The 21,806-nt window shown below is 57.6% G+C and carries 16 protein-coding genes; 1 reads left to right on the forward strand and 15 read right to left on the reverse strand.

Going from position 1 to position 21,806, the window contains the following annotated elements; all coding sequences use genetic code 11:
* The 14 genes from MCRY_RS17960 to MCRY_RS18025 all read right to left on the reverse strand — a co-directional run.
* Positions 1 to 2,817: NACHT domain-containing protein (locus MCRY_RS17960; protein ID WP_217808237.1), on the reverse strand; the 2,817-nt coding region annotated here is incomplete at its 3' end.
* Entirely contained in the window at positions 2,814 to 3,269 is a 456-nt protein-coding gene (locus tag MCRY_RS17965; protein WP_085632445.1) for a hypothetical protein, read from the reverse strand. The genes MCRY_RS17965 and MCRY_RS17960, both read right to left, overlap by 4 nt.
* 238 nt (positions 3,270 to 3,507) lie before the next feature.
* On the reverse strand, positions 3,508 to 4,362 hold the full coding sequence (locus MCRY_RS17970) for a toll/interleukin-1 receptor domain-containing protein (RefSeq protein ID WP_085632447.1): 855 nt from the start codon (positions 4,360 to 4,362) through the stop codon (positions 3,508 to 3,510).
* A gap of 320 nt (positions 4,363 to 4,682) precedes the next feature.
* Positions 4,683 to 8,132 (reverse strand): phospholipase D-like domain-containing protein, encoded by a 3,450-nt coding sequence (locus tag MCRY_RS17975; RefSeq protein ID WP_085632449.1) that lies wholly within the window; start codon positions 8,130 to 8,132, stop codon positions 4,683 to 4,685.
* A gap of 57 nt (positions 8,133 to 8,189) precedes the next feature.
* On the reverse strand, positions 8,190 to 11,039 hold the full coding sequence (locus tag MCRY_RS17980) for a DUF3427 domain-containing protein (RefSeq protein WP_244897926.1): 2,850 nt from the start codon (positions 11,037 to 11,039) through the stop codon (positions 8,190 to 8,192).
* A gap of 342 nt (positions 11,040 to 11,381) precedes the next feature.
* Positions 11,382 to 11,729, reverse strand: a complete 348-nt coding sequence (locus MCRY_RS17985) for a DUF5368 domain-containing protein (protein WP_085632451.1) — start codon at positions 11,727 to 11,729, stop codon at positions 11,382 to 11,384.
* 11 nt (positions 11,730 to 11,740) lie between these two features.
* Positions 11,741 to 13,048, reverse strand: a complete 1,308-nt coding sequence (locus tag MCRY_RS17990) for an NAD(P)/FAD-dependent oxidoreductase (protein ID WP_085632453.1) — start codon at positions 13,046 to 13,048, stop codon at positions 11,741 to 11,743.
* A 74-nt stretch (positions 13,049 to 13,122) separates the two neighbouring features.
* Positions 13,123 to 13,560 (reverse strand): hypothetical protein, encoded by a 438-nt coding sequence (locus tag MCRY_RS17995; protein WP_085632455.1) that lies wholly within the window; start codon positions 13,558 to 13,560, stop codon positions 13,123 to 13,125.
* A gap of 104 nt (positions 13,561 to 13,664) precedes the next feature.
* Positions 13,665 to 13,802, reverse strand: coding sequence for a cytochrome bd-I oxidase subunit CydX (gene cydX / locus MCRY_RS18000; RefSeq protein ID WP_085632457.1), 138 nt, complete (start codon positions 13,800 to 13,802; stop codon positions 13,665 to 13,667).
* An 18-nt stretch (positions 13,803 to 13,820) separates the two neighbouring features.
* The gene (locus MCRY_RS18005) at positions 13,821 to 14,282 is read right to left on the reverse strand and encodes a DsrE family protein (RefSeq protein ID WP_085632459.1); all 462 of its coding nucleotides are present in this window, start codon (positions 14,280 to 14,282) and stop codon (positions 13,821 to 13,823) included.
* Positions 14,283 to 14,293: 11 nt separating this feature from the next.
* A complete protein-coding gene (gene cydB, locus MCRY_RS18010; RefSeq protein WP_085632461.1) occupies positions 14,294 to 15,454 on the reverse strand; it encodes a cytochrome d ubiquinol oxidase subunit II in 1,161 nt (386 codons plus the stop codon).
* A gap of 5 nt (positions 15,455 to 15,459) precedes the next feature.
* A complete protein-coding gene (locus tag MCRY_RS18015; protein ID WP_085632463.1) occupies positions 15,460 to 17,073 on the reverse strand; it encodes a cytochrome ubiquinol oxidase subunit I in 1,614 nt (537 codons plus the stop codon).
* Positions 17,074 to 17,193: 120 nt separating this feature from the next.
* Positions 17,194 to 18,855, reverse strand: coding sequence for an amino acid ABC transporter ATP-binding/permease protein (locus MCRY_RS18020; RefSeq protein ID WP_085632465.1), 1,662 nt, complete (start codon positions 18,853 to 18,855; stop codon positions 17,194 to 17,196).
* Entirely contained in the window at positions 18,852 to 20,492 is a 1,641-nt protein-coding gene (locus MCRY_RS18025; protein WP_085632467.1) for an ABC transporter ATP-binding protein/permease, read from the reverse strand. The genes MCRY_RS18020 and MCRY_RS18025 overlap by 4 nt, the downstream gene beginning before the upstream one ends.
* A gap of 114 nt (positions 20,493 to 20,606) precedes the next feature.
* Here MCRY_RS18025 and MCRY_RS18030 point away from each other — a divergent pair, with 114 nt between their 5' ends.
* A complete protein-coding gene (locus MCRY_RS18030) occupies positions 20,607 to 21,083 on the forward strand; it encodes an RrF2 family transcriptional regulator (protein ID WP_085632469.1) in 477 nt (158 codons plus the stop codon).
* 54 nt (positions 21,084 to 21,137) lie between these two features.
* Here the strand turns inward: MCRY_RS18030 and MCRY_RS18035 are convergent, their stop codons facing one another.
* On the reverse strand, positions 21,138 to 21,800 hold the full coding sequence (locus MCRY_RS18035; RefSeq protein ID WP_085632471.1) for a peroxiredoxin: 663 nt from the start codon (positions 21,798 to 21,800) through the stop codon (positions 21,138 to 21,140).
* Positions 21,801 to 21,806 lie beyond the last annotated feature (6 nt).

Here is a 21,806-nt window from a genome sequence, read left to right on the forward strand (position 1 = left end):
AGCCATAAGGCTGGCGGCTGAATAGCTATTCCGATCTTCTTCTGCGCGCTCACTGAACAGCGATACGTCGGTGCGTCGCCAGAAATCAGAGAGACCTTCTCTTACACCGGCGAGAAATTCCGGAGAAAACGCCGTCGCAACAAACTGTGCATCCCAATACCCCCACGTATTGTGGTCGCGTTCCGTGTGCTGCATGACATTGTGCAAGTTATATAGCGTGTTGTCCCGGTCTGCTTCCCCCAGCATTAGATCTTCAGCAGCAAGAACCTCCTGCCGCCATTGTTTCCAACCATCCTGCCGCTCAGCTTCTTCGATCTCACGTTCGCGCTGCCAATTTTGGTGTTCAATTTCGTGCTCGTCGGGTTCTTGAGGTGGAGGATTCAACATCCGCTCAAGTTCTTCTTGGAGGTCCTCTCGGTCGGAGATTAGCTCTGCTATTTCGACCGCAAGTTGGGCGTTTTCGCCGCCTCGGACGAAATTGCTCAGCGTATAGAACGCTACGCCGCGACGGTCCTCTATTGCGCCATTCGCAAGTGCGCGAAGAAGCCAAGGGAAATCCAACTCAGTAAAAGGTCGTAGGATCCGCCCATAATCGGATCGTACAAATCGATGCCAATCGTTCTCGGGCTTTTCAAGAGCTTCTGCCAAGTCGAAGCACGCCCAAAAGTAACCTTCCCGCAAAGCAACACTCTCGGACAATGCCTCTTGCAACCTTTTGGTTTCCTCTTTGGCGACTATGCTTTCGCGGCGCTCTCCAAAGTGAAAGGCCACTGCAACACTCCATGCCCAACGTGGGATTTCTTCGGTGGACTGAGGTGGAGTCAGATCGCAAACCGCTATCACGGGATCGACGAAGTGATCATAGCTTGAATGCGCTTGGTAGACGCGACTTTCTTCGGTGCGGTTCACCCAAATTGCGTCGACCAGGTCGTCCCTGATTTGGACCCTTTGCTCTGCGCTCATGGCATCCGACTTGATCGCCTGAAGTAGTGCGTAGCCCAAGCCATGAACGGAACGCGGTACTTCGTTCAGCGATCTTGCAAGAGCCAGAAACTCTGCCAGTTCAATTGCTTCAGGAAACAGATCAGGCAGCGCATTGCGCACAACCCGTTCGGGCCAATTGCCCGCCACCATGCTAGTCCCGATCTCGCGTTTCTGTTGACTGCTTCCACATCTAAGAACTGCCCAGACAGCGTATGTCCGATGGTGGAAATCCAAGCTCTCGTCGAAGGCCGCTTGAAACGCCAAATCGGCGCAATCAGCCATTGGCGTCAGGTACACCATTTCGAGAAGCAGCTCTCGCGTGTCGTGACCTGTATAGGCTTGGTCCCACAACTCTTGCACCAGCGGCGCCAGCTCCGGTGTCGACACGCGCTTCAGCTCAGTGTGCCCAACGCCGACCCTGCGCCAGTCGCTACCAGAATATTGCTCAACGAACCTGCGTAACAGTTCCGCGCGCAGTTCGAGGCTCAGAATCGCGGGGATTCCCTGGCGGAACAGTAAGAGAGGGTTCCGCTCCTTCACATCAGTCAGAACGTCGGGGTTCCACAGTGCCAACCATGCCACCACAGGTTCCATACTTGGGACTATCACTCGCTCTTGTCCGACGCTCGCGAACAACAGGTGATGGAGGTCGTTTGTCGCAAGACCTTGCTCACGCAACTTCTGAAGGCGTTGTGCGGCCAAGAACTCCTGCGTGGATCGATGATGAAAGCGCACAGCACCGACGCCTGTGGGGTCAAACAAGGACTTGCCAAGCAACTCGACCTGCTCATCGTGCGACCAGTCCGGCAGGATGTCGGCTACACTGACTCCCTCTGCGTCACCGCCAGGCGCTACAAAGTAGATTGACCTGCGCTTCATTAGAAATAGCGCAAGCGCAATCCGCTCCGCCCCTTCCATGCCTTTTTTTACGCTCAGATCGTTGCGCTTTTTGTCAGAGGTTTCGCGAAGCCGTTGGCCAATGCCAAAGACCAATTGTTCCTGAAGGTTGCCGAGTTGCCCTTCCGTCGCCAACTGGTCAAGCGCAGCCATGATGTCGGCAGGCAATTGGTAGAGATGCCAGAGCTCTTTTTCCTCCAAGTGCTGGGCAAAGACATCAGCGTGATCTGCTGCGTAAAGACGTGCAAATTCAACGATCTCATTTCTAGATAACGGCAAAAGCGCGAAAACCTTTACAGGTTCCTCCCTGCCGCTGGCCCCCTCCTCCCCATCACTAGGGGGTGGGCCGCCATCTCGTGCAATCACTGCCGTGAAGACTTCTTCACCTGCTGGAGCTTCAGTAACCTCGGCGGCTCTTTCTCTCGGCGCAACCAAAGCGGTCACAACCTGAAAATCCAGCTCGTCAGACCAATCATTTGGTCGACATGAAATGAAGAAGCGCGCCCGGTGTGTCTGCGCTCCGATAGCAGCCTGAATTTTTCGCAATGCACGCCGCAGCGTGCCCTTACGCAACTTCAACTCGTCGACCGCGTCTAAAAAGAACACTGCCTCTGCGTCAGATGCCTCTAACCAGTGCTGAAATTCTTGCTCTTCTTCCGCGGTGATTGAGTCCAAAAACTCTCCGTCTTGAAGCAATTCGAGTGGGACAAAAAACGCAGCGTGTCCCTGATCCTGGAGCGCTTGCTTTTGTTGTTTGAATTCATGGGTCTTACCGCACTTCCCCTCACCCAAGACGACGACACAGCGGTGAGCATAGAGGTCGCTCCAACGTAGGGAACCGTGCTCATAACTGCCCCAGATAGACATGTAGTCTGGGTCGCGCAGTCGCTCTTCTGATGGCAGTGCAAAACGACGTTCAAATGGGACGTGGATCATGTCGCAGTCCACAAGACACGCTTGTCTTGACCCTCCCCAAGAACAATCTGCCAATTCGCAAACTTAGCCTTGGCCTCTCCCGATGAAACCAGCCCTTCGTGCAAGGTGATTTGGATTTGACGGCCGAACGGTCTTTCTGCTTGCGCCGCCACAACAAGTTTTGTGTAGGTCCTAGTCACTGAAAGCATGGGCGCTTCAGAAGAGTACTCTTCAACGAAGCTAGCCTCATCGATCTCAATTCGTACAGATGGAATAATCAGCCCACCCCAGCTTTCGTTGCTTTCGGCCTCGAAGAACATCGATTTATGCTGCCCTGAAAGAAAAACCGCCGTCGGCACGTCGTTGAGTTGGCCAACCAGTAATGTTTCCTCGTACTTCGAGGTCGGCAGGATCAAGCTGAGTGGCTTTGCGATACCGACTTTTCCGACTATGAATTCACTTGGCGACAGCATTTTTTCTCTCCGAATAATAACCCATGCGCGGTAGCTGGGATGATCGTGAATGGCCCTATAGTTCCGATTTTAGCATCTCCACTAATCCCAACCCATGCGAATGTCGGTACGACGGCACTCAGGACAATGTACAGCTTTGGTCGGTCGATTATCGCGGCGAGCTTCACGTTGCTCGTTCTTGCTGAGCAACGCGGTTTCGAAACGGTGACCGCAATTGTTGCAGCGAAAGCGAGCACGCTCAGGCATGACTGATGCCTGCTTGCTCAATAAACTGGTTCCATAAGTACTCTGCAGCTTGCTCAGGATTTAGCTGGTCAGTTTCGTTCCCGAACATCGACATAGTCACAATAAGGAACTGTTCGTATTCGTCGGAAGAGACGTTGAAGCCGCCGTTTGCCGTATTGTCTGCTGCATTCTCAGTGAAAGAAAAATAGATGTCGCCCAAAGCGAACCCCGCGTTTCGGCAGTGCACTGTGATATGCGCCGTTCCATGCTGCCGGCCACGATTGACAACGGTGCTGCCAAAGGAGTTCGCGCCACGGTCTACAAATCGGCCCCGCAGCCCCTCGACAGCATCTATCTCAGCAATCGCCAGCTTGAAATAGTTCTTGATCGCAGTGAACGCAGCGTCGCGATATTCACTGTGGTCGATTTCGTCGAAGTCTCGTTGAACGCGATAGCGGGGGGCGACTTGTTGTGTTGACGCTGGCTCTGTTTCATCAGCAGTTGAATCGAGTGCATTCGACACACCTGCATCGACTATCCGGCGAATTTCCTGAATGACATCTAGGTATGCAGTATTCGCGTTCGTCCATTCCGAGATCGGCAGACCGTCCTTCGGCACCGCTTTTAACCGTCGGAGCTGAGGCATTGCAGCCCAGTCGCATGGTTCGACGATGATAGGGACAACCTGTGCCATGCCCGCTTCGTGCCGCTCCAAAGCTCGTTGCATCTCTCGTTCGACACAATAGTTGGACGCTATGAAGTCGGGGCTAACCATCAGCAGGAAAAGTTCAGCCGCCTCTAGCTCTTCGCTGATTTCATCATCCAAGACCTCACCCGCCAAGATTTCGCGGTCGTACCATGTCTTGATCCGACCTTCCCGCTAAAGGTTCGCAAGATGAACATGTAAGCGGCCAAGTGCATCTGCATCTCGATGGGAGTAAGAAATGAAAGCTCTCATGTGTCTGCTCGAAATGTTTGTATTTTGTTCTACTTTATCCATCCGGGTCTAGGTCGGCAACTAAGACTTGGGAGTTACTACCCAATTCGCAAGTGGGTATCACTTTCCAACCAATGTTTGCTCTTGCAATGCTGCAGTGCAGCGCGAGTTATCAAAACCAAGGGCTGGTCTAGGCCGAGAGCGTCAACTCCGTAAAGCCAATCGTGGCAGGGCTCGGAAGAGGTTTCGGCCTACTGTCTGGCTTCAAAAATGACGGCAACCCGGCTCAGTACATCGATCGATTGTCCCTCTGACAATGCCGTGCACCGAGCAAAGAGTTCCTGCATCCTTTCACTTACAGCCGAGCGGACATCGTCTGGCTGTTCTTGGAAAGCTCGGTAGATCGCGTCGATCCCGAGATAGTCGGGGATTTCGCCGCCAGATGCACTCCTTTGGCTAACCGTCTCCTTCGCCTCGATCCAGAACACATCGAGCTCGTGTGCCCAGGTTTCTGCCAGCTTTTCCAGCGTTGGCAGAGTTAAGGAGCCGAAGAGCCCTTGACCAGCATCACCTGTGTCGTGGCCTGACAGAAAACTAGCGAGCGACGCGAGAAGGGAAACCGTTCGAGCTGGCCGAACATCCCAGTGGGTCAGATGCGCAAGGGTGCTGCCGAGCCGGCTGAATGTAGCGGATATCGCGTTCAGTTCTGGGCGGTGGCTTTGCATGCCTCGGCGACGCGTTTCGGCATAGGCGGCGTAAAGGAACCTAGCGGCTTCAACCTGGTCGCCAATGATCTCTGCGCGCCCATCAACATCTCGCACGGCAATAAGGCGGGGCGGTAGAACGGTAGGCTCCTGGGGGCTACCTGTGCGACCGCCCAAGAGAAGGATGGTGACTGGCTCAGCTGATGACAGAAGGCAAAGTTCGGCGCCCCAGAGGCCACGAGGGTTTGCATTCTGAACCCGGTCTAGAACCTCTGCCGGCAATACACGCCGAAGAGCTTCAAGCTGATCGAAGTAGTTGTTGGGGCGGAGGATGCGCGGTTTCTTCACCTGTTCGAGAACAAGATCGGTCAGATCACCGGCAGAAAACTCAACCAACTCTGATGGAAGGTCTTCGGCGCCAACACCTGACAGAAGGGCGATGCTGGCGACACGAGCGCGCGCCTTGTGATCCGATGACAGAACCAGCCCGGGCAGGTCGAAGGTGTAGTAGTGGATGCGGGAATTGGGACTGTCGATCCGGTCGATCCGGCCCAACCCCTGAATGAGGCTCTTGACGTCGGACGTGACGCCAATGATCCCAAGCGCAGAGGCGATTTGGAGGTTGATCCCTTCCGCCATCTGGAATGTGAGGAACATGGCCCGTGGCTTTAGCGGGTCGACATGTTTCCCATCGATGCCGAAATACTCCTGCGAATCTGCTCCCGATCGGATGTGATGCAGCTTCTTACCGGTCTTGATCCGTGCACCAGGTGCGACCACGAAGACTTCGGGTCCTCTTCCGCGATGCCCAGCAAGAAGCCTGGCATAGACCTCGAGCACGCCGACCCGCTCAGCAAGGAAGATGGCATGGCCATGCTTTCGAAGGATGTCTCGCATGACGCCGGCCCGGGCTTCATCAATGCTGTCGAGGCTGGGATGATTCAGAAGCCTACTGATCCGGTCGCAAATCGGAGTTTCGCTTTCCTCAGCTTCGGCATCGACTTCCTCGAGCAGCGCTCCATCCGGAACGGCAATCCCGCGGGCATTCTGTTTCTCGGCACGTCTTAGGTTTTCTCCGATGGATGCCCGCCCTCGCTGATCGGCTTCGCTGTCGCGCTCTCTGGCCCATTCTTCACGTGCAAAGGTTATCGACGCGCGCAGCAAAGCAAGGAAGTTCCGGATGTGAATACGCGATTTGTCGTGGAATTTGATTTCTGTGTGGGCAGCGCGTTGGGGATCAGCAGACACAAGGGTGACCCCAGTCGTGATGGATTCCGCCAATGCCTTGATCCGCTCAATGATTTGGCGCTGCTGATCGATCAGTGCTGTATCTTCCCTGTGGCTTCGGATCATTGGATAAACGAAAGCACCGGTTTTTCGATCCGCACTCTCCCCGATGCAGTCCCGTTGGCGCCGCACAACGTACGGGGCGAGGGCGTCGGCCAAGCCTTCCTGAAGGGTACTGATTTGCAACCCGCCTGTCTCTAGCTGGCGTTCGACTTTGTTGACTTCGACCTGTAGTGCTTCCGCGCTGTCGAACAGGTCGTCCTGCACGCTTTGATCTTCGATCCTGCGGTTCATCTGGTCGAGGTGGCGCACGAGCTCTCCCCGCTTTCGAACCTTGGCCATGTGTTGGTTGATCTGCTCCGTGATGGGCGGAGGCACATAGATCGACGCGCGCTTCTCATGGAATGCAAGCAAGCCGTCCAGGCCCTGGTTTCCCATTAGCGTGGCCGACAAACAGGCGGTCCAGATCGCCGGACTGCGTTCGAAGACAAGCGAGCGTGCAGAAGGTGCAAGGTATCGCGAGCTCAGTCGGTGGCTTTCATCGACGATCATTGACGCGGACGAACGGACCGCCCGATTTATTTCTTCGAGTTCGGCAGTCTCCTCCTTACCTCGCCGCGACAGGTGACTGTGCTTGATGGGTTTGAAATTGGCCGGTGCATTCGTCGTCCAGTTTTTCAGAACGCTGGCGGGAATCAATGCAAGCGACCCAAGCCGTTGTTGGTCGGCGCGCTCGCCCCAGGAAAAGACCGTCTGCCCATGGCTGACCGGTAGAACCGTCGCCAGGTGTTTTCCGATGTCGGTCTTACCGGCCCCGGTTGGCGCTTCGACAAAGGCAAAGCCGTGTTCATAGACCGTCCCTGCAGCCTCATAGACAAGATCGGCCTGGAAGGGTTGAGGCGGACGTCCGGCGCTGGTCTCGCCTGCGACACGCCAGGGGGTGAAGGTTGTGGCTTCTTGCACCGTTCTGGCCACCGCTTCTTCGGGTGAGACAAGGCGGATCAGCGCTCGCAGGATTTCCAGCGCTGTTTCAGTCCAATCGCGCCCCATGTCCCAATACTGCTCGGCGGCCGCGCGACGCGCAGTCGCAAGTTCGGGCCAGGCCTCGGCGTCGTCCATGAATTCCAGATTGCGGCGCAAACCGTTGATCGAGAAATTGGCACTTCCCGAAAGTGCCTTGTCCCCACCTACAAAAAGCTTCGCGTGAAGCATTGGTGGACGGCGCCCTAGTTTTTCTTCTGCCAGATCGGGATCGAAAATGCGGAACTTGATGATTCCGCGTTCGATTGCATCCATTGCAAGAACTGCGCGCAGGTCGGCCAAATCAACAACCGAAAAGCCCTTTGCGCCAAGAAAATGCTGGCGCGCTTCTTCGGCCACTGACCGGCCGCCGCCACCCAAAACCTGCCGTGTTTCGGTGTTGGAACCAAAGGCAATGCGAATACTGCCCTCTGGGCGTTCGCCAAGGTTTTCGACTGTTTCGAGCAAGATGGTGAGTGACGACAGGAAGTCCTGATACCCCGTCACAATCAAACAACTTGGGTGCTGCAGAACTGACTTGACCAAGCCACTGACCGAACGCGTTGCATTGTCGCCCCAGGCCTCGTGGCAAGAAGAAGGAGGCCCTTCGGTCGTGCGTACGTCTTGGTCTGTGTCGCTGGCCCGCGCGAAAAAGCGTGAAATCAGCCCTTGCCGCTCCGTGTTTGCCATGTGCTGTTGTGTTCCTATGCCCTCAGGGGCAACGCTAAATTGGTTTTTTCTAAGCTATCAGTCTTGATTTGGAATTCCGAGCTCCGCCCAAAGCTCGCGCGGTGCTGGCGAAGCTAATTCCCACTGTACTTCAATTGGTTTCTCGCCTTCCCATCCGGCGAACCTGGGTTGCCCGCAGTAGATGAACGGGTTGACCTTGCCGTTCACCTTATTACCGCGCCGGATGAATAAATGCACTTCATGACCTTCCTCACCGCTGATAATCCTGCCGTGTTTGCTGTCCTGCCGCGTCTGATTCTGGCTGAACCATTTCAGCCGTGACGGGCTGAGAAACGCGTTCTCGTAGGTCAGGTCCTGTGTCGAGACATTGGCGAGAAGGATCATGATCTTCTTCGCCGCCAGCGCCTTCATCCCGGTCCGCCAGACATTCTGCTTGTACTCTTCGCCAAAGAACTCGGCGATGTCAGGCACGTAATAGCGCTGCCAAAGCTCCAGAGCTTGTGGCTGTCCGACAAAGGTCGCGGACGCCTCGGCGGCCTCGCGCACGATGGGCGTTTCCGCCAGGCGCCATTCGACCAACTCGCGCACGAGCGGTTCCAACTCGCCGGAGGCGTCAGGTCGCGCCAGCCGAAATCCGTCGCTGCCCTGAGCCAGGTGCGGGTTGAAGGCCAGCTCTGACACGCCTTCGCTCGGTCGCCGCCCGGCTACGACGTCGCGCAATCCGGTCAAGGCGGATCGAGATAAGCCTTTGGGACGTTCCAACTCACGCAATAGACGACCGTGAGTAGCGAAGGGACGTTCAGCCAAGAGGTCGCCCATGTCTCGTACGAAATCAAACCAGCCGCCATGGCCGGATGCGCGGGGATCGAAGCCGTTGCGGAAGACTTCGACAGCCGTGGGGCGGATGCCATTCCGGTCCCGGAAGTCGACATAGAAGGCTTCGAGCTCCGCCGCGCCTTCCTTCGGGTGGAGGAGATTGCGCAGTATGTCGATGACCTCGAGCTCATAGGTGATCTCGCAGCCCTTCGGCATCTGGAAATCACCGGCTTGAAGCGCGTCCAGCTTGGTCGAGATCGAGCGATCCCCTGCGCCGGCCTGTAAAAGGGTCGCGACCTTGGTCAGGAAGCTGCGGTGGTTGCCGATATAGTCGATCACCTGCAGAACCTTGCCCTCGACGCGGCGCAGGCCGCGGCCGAGTTGCTGCAGCCAAATGATCGCGCTTTCGGTCGGGCGCAGCATCAGGACGGTGCCGATCTCTGGCACGTCCACGCCTTCGTTGAACATGTCGACCGCGAAGAGGATGTCGATCTCGCCGCGACCGAGCGCTGCCAGGGAACTCGCGCGCGGTGCGGAGCTTTGGCCCGAATGGACGGCAACGGCCTTCAGTCCGGCGGTGCGGAAATACTCTGCCATGTAGTCGGCGTGGCGCATGGAACAGCAAAAGCCGATCGCGGGACCGGTTGCGCGTTTGCGGTATTGATCCAGAGCGTTCAGTGCCCGGGCCTCGGTGGCCAGGGCTGCGTCCAGTGCGGTCGGATCGAACTGGCCGGAGCGCCAGGGGATCTGGGCATAATCCACGTCATCCGGCACACCGAAATAGTGGAAGGGCGACAGGTGGCCCGCGTCGATCCCGCGAAACAGGTCACATTCGTAGACGAGGTTTTCACCACACAGGCTGAGGAGGTCCGCGCCATCGGTCCGGTCTGGTGTCGCGGTCAGACCAAGCAGGAAACCGGGTGTGAAATGCTCGATCAGCTTCTGATAGGTGCCGGCGGCGGCGTGGTGGAATTCGTCAACCACGATGTAGTCGAAATGATCCCGATCGAACTGGCGCAAGTGACCGACGCGGCCCAGTGTCTGAACCGAGGCGAAGAGGATTTCCGCATCCGCTTCTTTCTCGGTGCCCGTGTAGCGGCCAAGCTTGGCCTCGGGACGGACCTTGCGAAAGGCCGCCATCGCTTGGGTCAGAATCTCGTCGCGATGGGCGACGAAGAGAATGCGGCCCACCTTGGCATAGATCGTGTCAAAGGCGGCCAGCCAGGTCTTGCCCAGCCCGGTGGCCAGCACGACCAGCCCGGCGCGGTGGCCGTTGGATCGGCTGTGTGCGAGCGCCGCCAACGCCTCCTGCTGAATCGTGTGCGGCTCTGGCGGCGGACCTTCATCGGCGACGACGCGGGCAGTGAACTCGGGCATCGGTCGCGCCCTGCGACGTTTCGCATAGGCATCGATCCAAGCGGCCCTCAGGGGCTTCACCTCGGGGCGTGTCAGCAGGTCATCGAACGCGGCTGACACGCTGTCTGCTGCATCCTCGGAATGCAGGTTCCATTCCACGCCATCGGTCAACGCCGATTGGGATAGGTTCGAGCTACCGACAATCGCCGCCCCGCGCGCATCGGCGGCGCGGAATAGCCACGCCTTGGGGTGAAAGCTGAGGCCGCCCGTCTCGAACACGAAAAGCTCCGCGCCTTCCAGGTCAAGAAGGCGCGCCAAAGCGGTCGGATCGGTGGTGTCGAGATAATCGCCCACCACGATCCGAAGCCGCCCGCCGCGGGCCAGAAGCTCCCGGAACCAGGGCTCAAGCAGGGCCACGCCGCTGTCCATGGCAAAGGCAATCGCAAGGTCGACCGATTGCGCAGCGTCCAGCCGTTCGGCGAGCAACGGTAGCAGCGGATCGCGGCCACCGGTTGTCAGGCGTGCGCCACTGGCTTCCCGCAGGTGGAAATGGTCGTGATCGGATGCGGCAACGAAACCAGCCGTGCCGCGGCCGAGTGCGGCGCCCACTTCGGCCAGCATGGTCATCTGTTCCGGGCCGGTCAGGTCATCCCACGCCGGCACATGCCGAGGGGCGGGGATCAATCCGGCCTCACGGTGCATGCAGATCGGGCAGGTGAGGCGTGGGTCAGTCACACTCTTCAAGATTGATCTTTTCTACTGAAACCATTGGTAAGGATCGCCGCTGGCATGTCCAGGCGCTGGGGCGATGCAGCGCGGGCTCGAGTTGTCATTTCTTGCCCTGATCCCCTGCGGAAAAGTGGGACACATATCCGAAAAAATCCAATAAACATGGTGAAAGAAAAAAGTCCCACCGTCTCGTAACTTATTGTAATAAAAACAACAGTTTATGCCGCCCCCGGGCACCACTTTTACAAGATCAGATTGGCACCCTACCGATGCTTTGCGTCTGGGCACCAAATGCGGTGCGTATGCGGGTACGCGCCCTTTCATTCACCACATTCAGCAGCTGCCACCTTATTGCCTGGGTCGGACAAGAGACTGTATCGTGTAAACCAAAATCGCGGTGCCTATGGCTCCGGCTGTGGCAATTCCAAAGAACACTATAATGTCGACTGGCCCGCCGAGATCACTGAGTTTCGAACTGGTCACCACGAGTATGAACCAGACCGCCAAGACCGCGCCAATCGGCATGGACAGCTGTGCCAGCAGGAACTTGCGCCAAGAGATGCTGTGATCCCGGATCAAAACGTAGATGTACGTCGCAGTGACAAGTGCCGCAGCCGCCACCAGTGTCCAGAACAAGCCGATGCCGAAGATTTCTTCGAATACGGCGAGGATTGTGCCAAACGTCATATCTTTCATGTCAAAGCTCCTTATGCGCGTCCACGCAGCATGGCGTTATAGGTCGCCTTCAAGGCCACTTCCTTCATCAGCCAGCTGATCCAAAGCTCTTCAAGCGGCGCTATGATGCCCGGGAAGGATGGGACAAGGTTGTTGTTATAATCAAATTCGACAAGCATCGCGCGACCGACGCGCGTGATCATCGGGCAGGACGTGTAGCCGTTGTACGTTTCGGTCGAGGCGCGACCCTCGATGGCAGCGATCAACCCGTCTTCGACCACTGGCACCTGCCATTTGACCGACGCGGCCGTCTTGCCTTTGGGTACACCGGCCACATCCCCAAGTGCCCAGATTGTGTCATAGCGCAAGTGGTGCAAGGTGGCGTTATCGCATTCGACCCAACCTTGATCGGTCCACTTGTCTGCCCAACTTAGACCGGACTGGCGGATCACTTCGGGCGCACGCTGCGGCGGGATAACGTGGATATAGTCGTATTCGCGGGTGACCGCGCCATCTGGAGTAACAAACGTGGCTGTCTTTGCGCCAGCGTCGATGCCGCTGAGCACGTGGGAATAGGCGGGTGTGATACCTCTGTCACCGAACAACATCCGCACCTTTTCAGACACGATGGGCACGCCGAACAGGCTGTCATTGTTGGACATGTAATGCACATCCAACTTGCCACGTGTGTTAGCCGTTCGAGCAATATCTTCGATCAGGAATGTGTGTTTGAGCGGCGCACCCGCGCATTTCATCTCGGTTGCGGGGCGGGTGAACAGGCCTACGCCACCTGTTTCAGTATAGGCCTGCGCGGCCTGCCATGTGGCGGCGGCGTATTGCGGACCGGCGTAAAGCGCACCGATGCCATTCTTGCCGACCATGTCAAGCGAGAAACCATCTATGGCATCGTGGTCCAAGATCAGGCCCGGGGCCACGACAAGGAAATCATAGGCAATGGATTGACCGCCCGCGGTATCGACAGTCTTGGCCTCTGGGTCGATGGCGGATGCAGCCTCGGCGATCAGGGTCACGCTCTTGGGCAGCCAGTCTGTTGTCTTGGACACCACATAGTTTTCGGGTTTCAAACCAGCAGCCACAAGTGACAAGCCCGGTTGATACAAATGCTCAGCGCGCGGGTCGATCACCGTAATCTGCGCACCGTCAAGACGTTCAACCAACCGGTTCGCAAGCGACGTGCCCCCGGCGCCAGCGCCGATGATCACGATACGTGCCTTGGTGGCGACCTGCGCCGCGGCGCGCTGTGCCCCGCCGGTCGCAGCCAGTGCGGCACCGCCAGCCGCGAGCGACAGCATCTGTCGTCTGTTCAGCTTGATGTCCATAAGTGTATTCCTCCGCATACATCCGAAGTGAAGATGAAAAAGCCCACGCACCTTTGGGTCCGCGGGCCTTGGTTTCAGTAGCTTGCGATCCGTGCGTTCGGTGCAATCATTGCCGCTGCCATTGCGGGCGGTTGAGCCACGGTCACACCGTCCATCAACACATCAGCCTGCGCGCCTTTGCCGGGTAGGTAGATGGCGCAAACCTCGACTTTGGCTTCGGGCATACCGGCGATCTTGGTAAGCAGGCCTTTGGGGCTCATATCAAGAGGTGGTTGCGGTGCGGTGGCAGACGCGGGCGCGTCTTTCAGCGCAAGGTCACCTGCTGGACCACAAAGCAGAATATGAGGTGCTGCGCCTTGCTGCGCGGCCTGCATCGCAAGAACTATCGCCATCAACTGGGTCTGTGGTTCCGGCGCAGTCAGAATTGTGACCAGTGTTTCGGGGGCCTCTTGTGCAAGCACGGGTCCGGTCAGGACCATTGCGGCACAGGCAGCGAGGATGATCTTTTTCATGTTGAGTATCCTTTGAAGAGTTCGAAGTGTTTTGGGCGCGCGGACCCCTTGCCATAACGGGGCCCGCGCAGGACTGGGGGAGGAAGGAACAAGCCCCCGGTCGTTCAGTGGGTGTCTTCACCCATCGGACAGTCACCTTCGTCCGAGAAACAGGCGTCGGTCCGCATCTCGAGCCAGATTGCGTTCAGAACAGCGAACAGTGCGGCGAGAGGAAGGCCAAGAAGCCAAGCGAAATACCACATGGTTTTGATCCTTTCGGGTTACCAAGCGAGGGTTTTGACATCGGGGTCGAAAAGCAAATCTTCGACAATGGGCCATGTCCCCATAGTCACGCCGTCGATATAGTCGGCCTCGGTCAGCCCGGCGGCTTTGGAACAGGCACTGCACATGATCACCTGCCCACCATCCGCGATGAACGCGGTCAGCATGTCTTGGATCGAAGTGCCGTTTTCGGCCATGAGCCCGTGAATGTGGCTGGCACGCTTTTTGTCGGCCAAATAGACGGCCCGTACGTTCAGCCAGATTGCAACAGGCTCATGCCCGTTCTTGAGTGCCTTTTCATGGGCGAACATGATGGCTTTCGCGGCAGACCAAGTGTCGTCTGTCGTCAGGTTGACAAAGAGACCGGGCTTTTCGGCGCTTTGGGCGAGTGCTGGGGTTGTTGGACCCAAACTGGCGGTGGCAATTGCGATTGCGGCCAGAGCGGTAGCGATACGTTTCATTGGAGGCTCCCTCAGTAAACTGTGTCAGCGTTTTCAGTAACTTGTGCTTCGGTGACTTTGCCCCAGAGCACTTTGTAAACCCATGCGGTGTACATCAGGATCAGCGGCATAAAGATCGCCGTGACGACCAGCATGATGAACAACGTCTGATGCGACGACGAGGCGTCCCACACGGTGAGAGAGCTGTTGGGATCGAGGGTGGAAGGCAGAATGAACGGGAACATGGTCAGGCCGACAGACGAAATGATCCCGAGGATTCCCATCTTGGACCAGAGCAGCGTCGACACCTCGCGCCCGGCCTTCAGACCAAGCACGGCAAGCGCGATCCCGACAAATGCCATAACTGGCGCAATCACGATCCACGGACGCTCGGCATAGGCCGACAGCCACGACCCACCGCGGGCCACTTCGGAATAGAGCGGATTGGACGGGCCATTGGCCGCGACCTCGCCCAAGGCAAAGCCATCAACTCCAAAGGCCAGCCACAGACCCGCCAGCGCATAGCCCGCAGCAGCGACGATCCCTGCCTTGATCCCGATGGCGCGTGCGCGTTCGGCAACAACGCCTTCAGCTTTCAAAGACAGCCATGCCGCCCCGTGCATCAGCAGCATCGACAACGAGACCACCCCAGCAAGCAACGCAAAGGGGCGCAGCAGACCGATGAACTTGATGGCAAAGTTGCCCGGATACATCGGCATCAAGTCTTCGGTCAGGTAGAACGGAACACCCAAGAGCACGTTGCCGACAGCCACGCCAAACAATAGCGAAGGCACGGCACCGCCTGCAAACAACGCCCAGTCCCAGCGTGTGCGCCATGCCGCGCCCTCGCGCTTGGACCGGTACTTGAACGCCACCGGGCGTACGATGAAGGCGGCTAGCACCACGAACATCGCAAGGTAAAAGCCCGAGAAGCTGACCGCGTAAAGTGGCGGCCAAGCGGCAAAGATCGCGCCGCCCCCAAGGATGAACCACACTTGGTTGCCTTCCCAGACCGGGCCGACTGTATTAATCGCCACGCGGCGTTCCACGTCGGTCTTGGCGACGAAGGGCAGCAGTGCGCCTACCCCCATATCGAACCCGTCGGTCAGGGCAAATCCAATCAGCAGCACACCAAGAAGCGCCCACCAGATCACGCGAAGGATATCGTATTCGATCAGTTCAAAGAGGATCATCTTTCTTACTCCGCAGGTGTGGCAGCAAGGGTCGGAGCGGGAGTCTCAGAGCGCAGCCGCGCTTCGTGCCGTTCCTGCCAAGCATTGGTTTCTTCGACGTCCTGGAACGGGCCCTTGCGGATGTATTTCACCATCAGGCTCACCTCGATCACGAAGAGGACCGAATAGAAGATCAGGAACCCGGCCAATGTGATCAGCAGATCCGCGATGCTCAGGTGCGATGCGCTGAGCGCTGTCGGGAGCACGCCGTCCACAGTCCAGGGCTGGCGGCCGAACTCAGCCACGAACCAGCCCAGTTCGGCAGCGATCCAAGGCGTCGGGATGATGGCAACTGCCGCATAAAGTGACCAGCGTGGGAACTGCATGTTCCGGAACGAGGCGCGGTAGAAGAAATAGGCCATCACCGCGATAAAGCTGAAACCAAGCGCAACCATAAGTCGGAAGGCCCAGAAGAGTGGCGCGACACCGGGAACGGTATCATCCGCCGCCATCTTGATCTGTGACTCAGAAGCGTCGCGCGGATCATCGACATACTGCTTCAGCAGCAAAGCATAACCCAGGTTGTCGGAATGCGCCTCGAAAGTCTCGCGCACTTCCGGCGGCGTCACCTCGCGTTGTTCGCGAATGGTCATCAGAGCGTCATATGCAATCAGGCCATCGCGGATTTTCACTTCGGATTCAGCGACCAGATCATTGATGCCCGGGATTTCCTGTGTCAGCGACCGTGTCCCAATGAGGCCCATCGCCCAAGGGATTTCGACAGCGTAATGCGTCTCACGCGCTTCCTGGTCCGGGAAACCGATAGCGGTGAACGGTGCGGGTGCGTCATGCGTTTCCCACATCGCCTCAATCGCGGCGAGTTTCATCTTCTGTGTGTGGCTCGCCGAATATCCGGACTCGTCGCCGAGAACGACCACGGACAAAGCGGCGGCAAGGCCGAAGGCGGACGCGACTGCGATGGACCGGCGGGCAAGATCCTTGTGTTTGTTCTGGATCAGGTAGAGCGCCGAGACACCCAGCACGAAGACTGATGCCGTGACATATCCCGCCGAAACGGTGTGTACGAATTTCGCTTGCGCCACCTCGTTGAACAACACGTCGAAGAATGATGTCATCTCCATACGCATTGTGTCGGGGTTGAATTCAGCCCCGACTGGATTCTGCATCCAGCCATTGGCAATCAAGATCCACAAAGCCGAGAAATTCGACCCGATGGCGACCAACCACGCCACCACCATGTGCTGCACCTTGCTCAGCTTGTCCCAGCCAAAGAAGAACAGGCCGACGAATGTCGCTTCAAGGAAGAATGCCATTAACCCTTCGATGGCCAGAGGCGCGCCGAAGATGTCGCCGACATAGTGGCTGTAATAGCTCCAGTTCATACCGAACTGGAATTCCATAGTGATGCCTGTCGCGACGCCCAGCACAAAGTTTATGCCAAACAGCGTGCCCCAGAATTTCGTCATCTGTCGCCAGATGGGGCGGTTGGTCATGACATAGACGGTCTCCATAATCGCCACGAGGATCGACAGACCCAGCGTCAGCGGCACGAAGAGAAAGTGATACATGGCCGTCAGCGCAAACTGCATGCGCGACAGCTCGACCAGTCCGATCTCCATGAGATGCTCCTTAAATACCAATTAATTCGCATCACAGATGCGGATTAAAAGCTTCATATGCTGATTCCGAAATGTGTTATTTGATCTGGGTCAAAAACCGGCAACGAAGATGCAGATTATTTACCCGACGCGGATGGACGGGCTCGGGGCGATCACCCGATCTGCAAACCCGACCTCTTCCGGACGATGCGCAGCCATAAGGATCGCCGCATCTGGCAATGCAAACCTGATGCCTTCCAGCACGCGCTTCGCCAAAGGCGCATCCAGACCCTCGGTCGGCTCGTCCAGCAAAAGAAGCTTTGGCTTTCGAAGCACCGCGCGCGCCAAAACCAACCGCCGCCCCTCCCCACCGGACAGGCCTGCACCCCGAAACCCGAGCACGGCATCCAGCCCGCCTTTCAAAGCGATAGTTTCGTTCAGACGAACGGCCTGAAGCACTGCCCAAAGGTCAGCATCCGTTGCTTCTGGTGCCGCAAGTCTGAGGTTTTCGGCAATTGTCCCTGCGACCAACGCATGATGTTGGGGCACCATCGCAATCAGCTTGGCCCGAAGCTCCCTTTCGACCCGAGCTATGTCCTTTCCGCCGAACTGCATGTCGCCGACACACGGCGAACCCTGCCCGGCCGCCATCAACAAGGCAGTCGATTTTCCACAGCCACTGCGCCCGGTCAGCGCTACGGTTTCACCCGGCGCTACGGAAAAGGAGATCGGCGCAAAAAGCGGCATGGCATTGCTATTGCTTGCTGCCGAAAAACCCTTTGCAACAAGCACTGGCTTGCCAAGACGCACGACTGCTTCAGTTGGCGCGCTGTGACGGTCGATCAAAGGTACAATCCGTTTTGCCGCCAACCGCATTCGGCCAATGTCCGACAAGGCGCGGCGCACCGGGGCTACGGCCTCGGACAAGGCAAGAGCAGCAAAAATCCCGATAGCCGCCCGAGCCGCCGTGGTCTCGCCCGTTTGCACCAGAGAGACACCAATCCCAAGCGTTGCAGCAACGACGGCCCATCCCATAATGTCGAGCCAGACGCCTGTTGCTCGCTCAATCCGCTCAACTTCGGACAGGCTCTTTGAATGAAACTGTGCCGCGTTCTGAACGCCTGCCTTTGCCTCTGGCACCTGACCGAAAGCGATCAGTTCTTCCCGCGAAGCGATCAAGTCGATCATCCGACTGCGAAGCGCTTGCATACCCGCCTGTGCCTTGCGGGATGGCGCGTCTGCCCTGCTTTGCCCCCAAAAGAAGACCAATGTCGGACCGATCCCGTAGCCCACAAGGATTACACCAGAAATCATAGGGTGAACCAAGAGCCCAACGGCCAAAGCCGTCAAACTGATCACCATCAAGCCCGCCACTCCGGGCAGAACCAGCCGCAGGGCTAAACCGTCCAGCGCATCGACATCGGACGTCACGCGGTTCAGAAAGACACTTGCCCGCAAACGCTCGATCTGACGGTACGGGGACGTCCCGACACCACTTAGCAGTCGCACACGCAGGTTGGACAGCGCGCGCAGCGTTGCATCGTGGGTGGTCAGCCGCTCTCCGTACCGCGCAACCGTACGGCCAAGGGCCAGAAACCGTACCATTGCCGACGGTGCAAAGACGTTGAACAGCGTGCCAAGCCCAATCATTCCAGCAGCCGCGGCGGCAGTGATGAACCAGCCCGACACGGCCAAAAGCGCGACTCCCATGATCAATACCGCCATCGACAATGCCATCCCTTGGACAAAGGCACGGCGTTCTCCAACCAAAAGCAGGCGGATGATCCGAAAGAGCGAACTCATGCGCCATCCTCCAGCCGAATGACCCTTGGCATCCGGTCCAGCAGGCGCGGGTCGTGTGTCGTGGTGATCAAAGTGCCACCACCCGCGACGTAGGCGAGCAGACCGTCGATGATATCATTGGCCGTTTCGGCGTCGAGGTCGGCCGTCGGTTCGTCTGCCAAAAGTAGGGACGGACTACGATGCAGCGCACGCGCCAGCATCACGCGGCGCGCTTCACCGCCCGACAAACCTGCGCCGCTTTCGCCCAATTGTGTCAGATCCTTAGCAGGCAATCCGCTCAGGATAGGAGACACTCGCGAGAGCTGAAGGACATCGTCATCCAACGGAACGCCAAAACCGATGTTATGCCGCAAGCTGCGTGCCAAAAAGCGCGGCGTTTGCGGCATCCACCCCAAAGCGGCACGCCATGCGTCAGCCTTTGCGTCTGACAGAGGTGCAGCGTTCAGTAAGACAGCACCGTGCGTCGGCTGTTCCAGTCCAGCTAACAGCCGCAGCAGAGTCGTCTTCCCGACGCCGCTGGGCCCACTGATGGCTAGGCTATCGCCGGGCCTGACTTCCAGGTCGGGAAAACGAAGGGTTCGATCCGCATGGCCAACCATCACATCCTGCAAGGACAGGCCTTGAAAGGTCACCGCACGAACCGTCTTGCCAGCCCCCAGTATCTTGCGCCGCGCATCATCGCGCCACGAATCTAAATCTTCCCGCACAGCATCAGCTGCAGATTTGTCGTGCCACGCGGCTGCAAGATCGCGCAAAGGCTGGAAGAAATCCGGAGCCAGCAGAAGCAGGTAGATTCCCGCCGAAGGTGTCAGCGGCCCACCCCACGTGCCCCAAGTGATTTCGCCCAAGAGCGCGAAACCGACCCATACAGCAATCATCGCCACGCCAAGCGCCGAAAAAAGCTCGAGCACCGTCGAGGACAGGAATGCAACCCTCAGAACCGCCATCGTCTTGTACCGAAGTGCGTCGGACGCCGTTGCGAACCCTTCGATGACCTGAGGACCAGCACCGGTAAGCGTAAGATCAGCCAACGCCGCCAACCGGTCCGCAAGCAGGTCATTCAGGGACCCGATCTCGACCATCTGGCGCGCGCTGGCCTCTTTCGCGGCCCAACCGACCAGCGCCATGAAAACTGGGATCAATGGTCCTGCCGCTAGCAATACAACTGCCGCAGCCCAACTGTGCCATGCCGTGATTGCAAGAATGCTTAGCGGCACCGTCATGACACGCAAGCGCGCAGGTGTGTAACGCAGCAGAAACGGACGAAGTGCATCGAGTTTTTCAGTCGCGAGTGCAGCAATCGATCCAGCGCCCCCAAATCGGGATACTTCGTCTGTCTCGGTTTCCGTAGCGATGATGGCTTGCCGCAATTCTTGGATGTGTTTCTCCGCAGCCCTGCTCAGATCTGCCTGCGCCTGTTGGTTCAAAAGCGCCCGCGCGATGCCGAGGCCCAGAAACGAGAACGATGCAAGCCATACATCAATCGCAGTGCCAGACAGAAGCGCTGCGAGCACGGTTGCGAGCACCCAAGCCTGCGCAAGCCAAACCAAGTTCGAAAGAACGGATAGTGCCGCTCCGAATATCGAAACTGGCGACTCTATCTCAATTGGGCTCGCGTGATCATGCACTGTCCGCATCCTTTTCCGAAGCTTCCGGCCTATTACGGCATGATCTTGCGAATTGACGTGATTTAGATCAAAGAAATCGGTATCTGAGATGTGAAATATCTGTCGGAACTTAAAGGAAACGGAATGCGTCTGACGACCCGAACTAATCTTGCCGCGCGCACCCTGATGTTTTGCGCAGTCAATGAAGATCAAATTGTACGCACGTCAGATATTGCAGAGCGCTGCAATGCGTCCATCAATCATGTCGCGCGCGTCGTTCAGCGCCTACAGTCCGAAGGCTATCTGGAAACCCTACGGGGGCGCACTGGGGGCATCCGTCTTGCGAAACCCTCTAACCGGATTTCGATTGGTGCGGTGTTTCGCATTTTTGAGACCGAAATCCCATTTGCCGAATGCTTTGACGAAATTCGCAACACCTGCCCACTTGCGTCCACATGCCGTCTGCGCTCGTACGTCGTCCGAGCGTTGGAGGCGTTTTATCACGAGTTGGACATGGTGACGCTTGAAGACCTCGTACGCGGCAATTGCGGTTTGATGGATTTACTCGCGTTGCGACCCGATTTATCTGGATCTTGCTCGGGCCGCACCGCGTCCGCCTGACACGTGAACCCTTCCCGAAAGACATATATCGGGAAGGGCACCTGCGCCCAACGCTCAGAGCGCTTTTGTTGAGAAATACCAATCCTTGGTGTCATATCCTTCGGACAGACGCGCCTCGGCTGCATCGGTAGTTTGCGGCGTCGGCACGATCACATCCTGACCAGGCATCCAGTTCTCGGGCGTTGCGACCTTGTGGGTGTCTGCAGTCTGAAGTGCTTGAACCAGGCGGTAAAACTCGTCGATCGACCGACCATTGGTCATCGGGTAGTAGACCATCGCCCGCAGGATACCTTCGGGGTCGATGATAAAGGTCGCGCGTACGGCTTGTGTGTCCGAAGCACCCGGCTGGATCATGCCGTAGGCTTGGGCCACCTTCATGTCGAGATCTGCAATGATTGGAAAACGGATATCCACACCAAAGCTTTCCTTGATCGATCTAACCCATGCGATGTGGGCATAATGGCTGTCGATAGACAGACCGATCAACTCGGTGTTCAGGGCGGCGAAGTCATCTGCCCGGCGGGCAAACGCGGTAAACTCTGTCGTGCAAACCGGGGTGAAATCGGCCGGGTGCGAAAACAGGATCAGCCATTTGCCGTGATAGTCCGCCAAGCTTTTGCGACCGTGCGTTGTCAGCGCATCGAAAGCTGGTGCAGGTTCGTTAAGGCGGGGCAGCGCAACCTGCGTCTGCGATGTAATTTCGGTGACAGCGTTCATCGTGGT

Source organism: Marivita cryptomonadis (assembly GCF_002115725.1).
GTDB classification, from domain to species: domain Bacteria; phylum Pseudomonadota; class Alphaproteobacteria; order Rhodobacterales; family Rhodobacteraceae; genus Marivita; species Marivita cryptomonadis.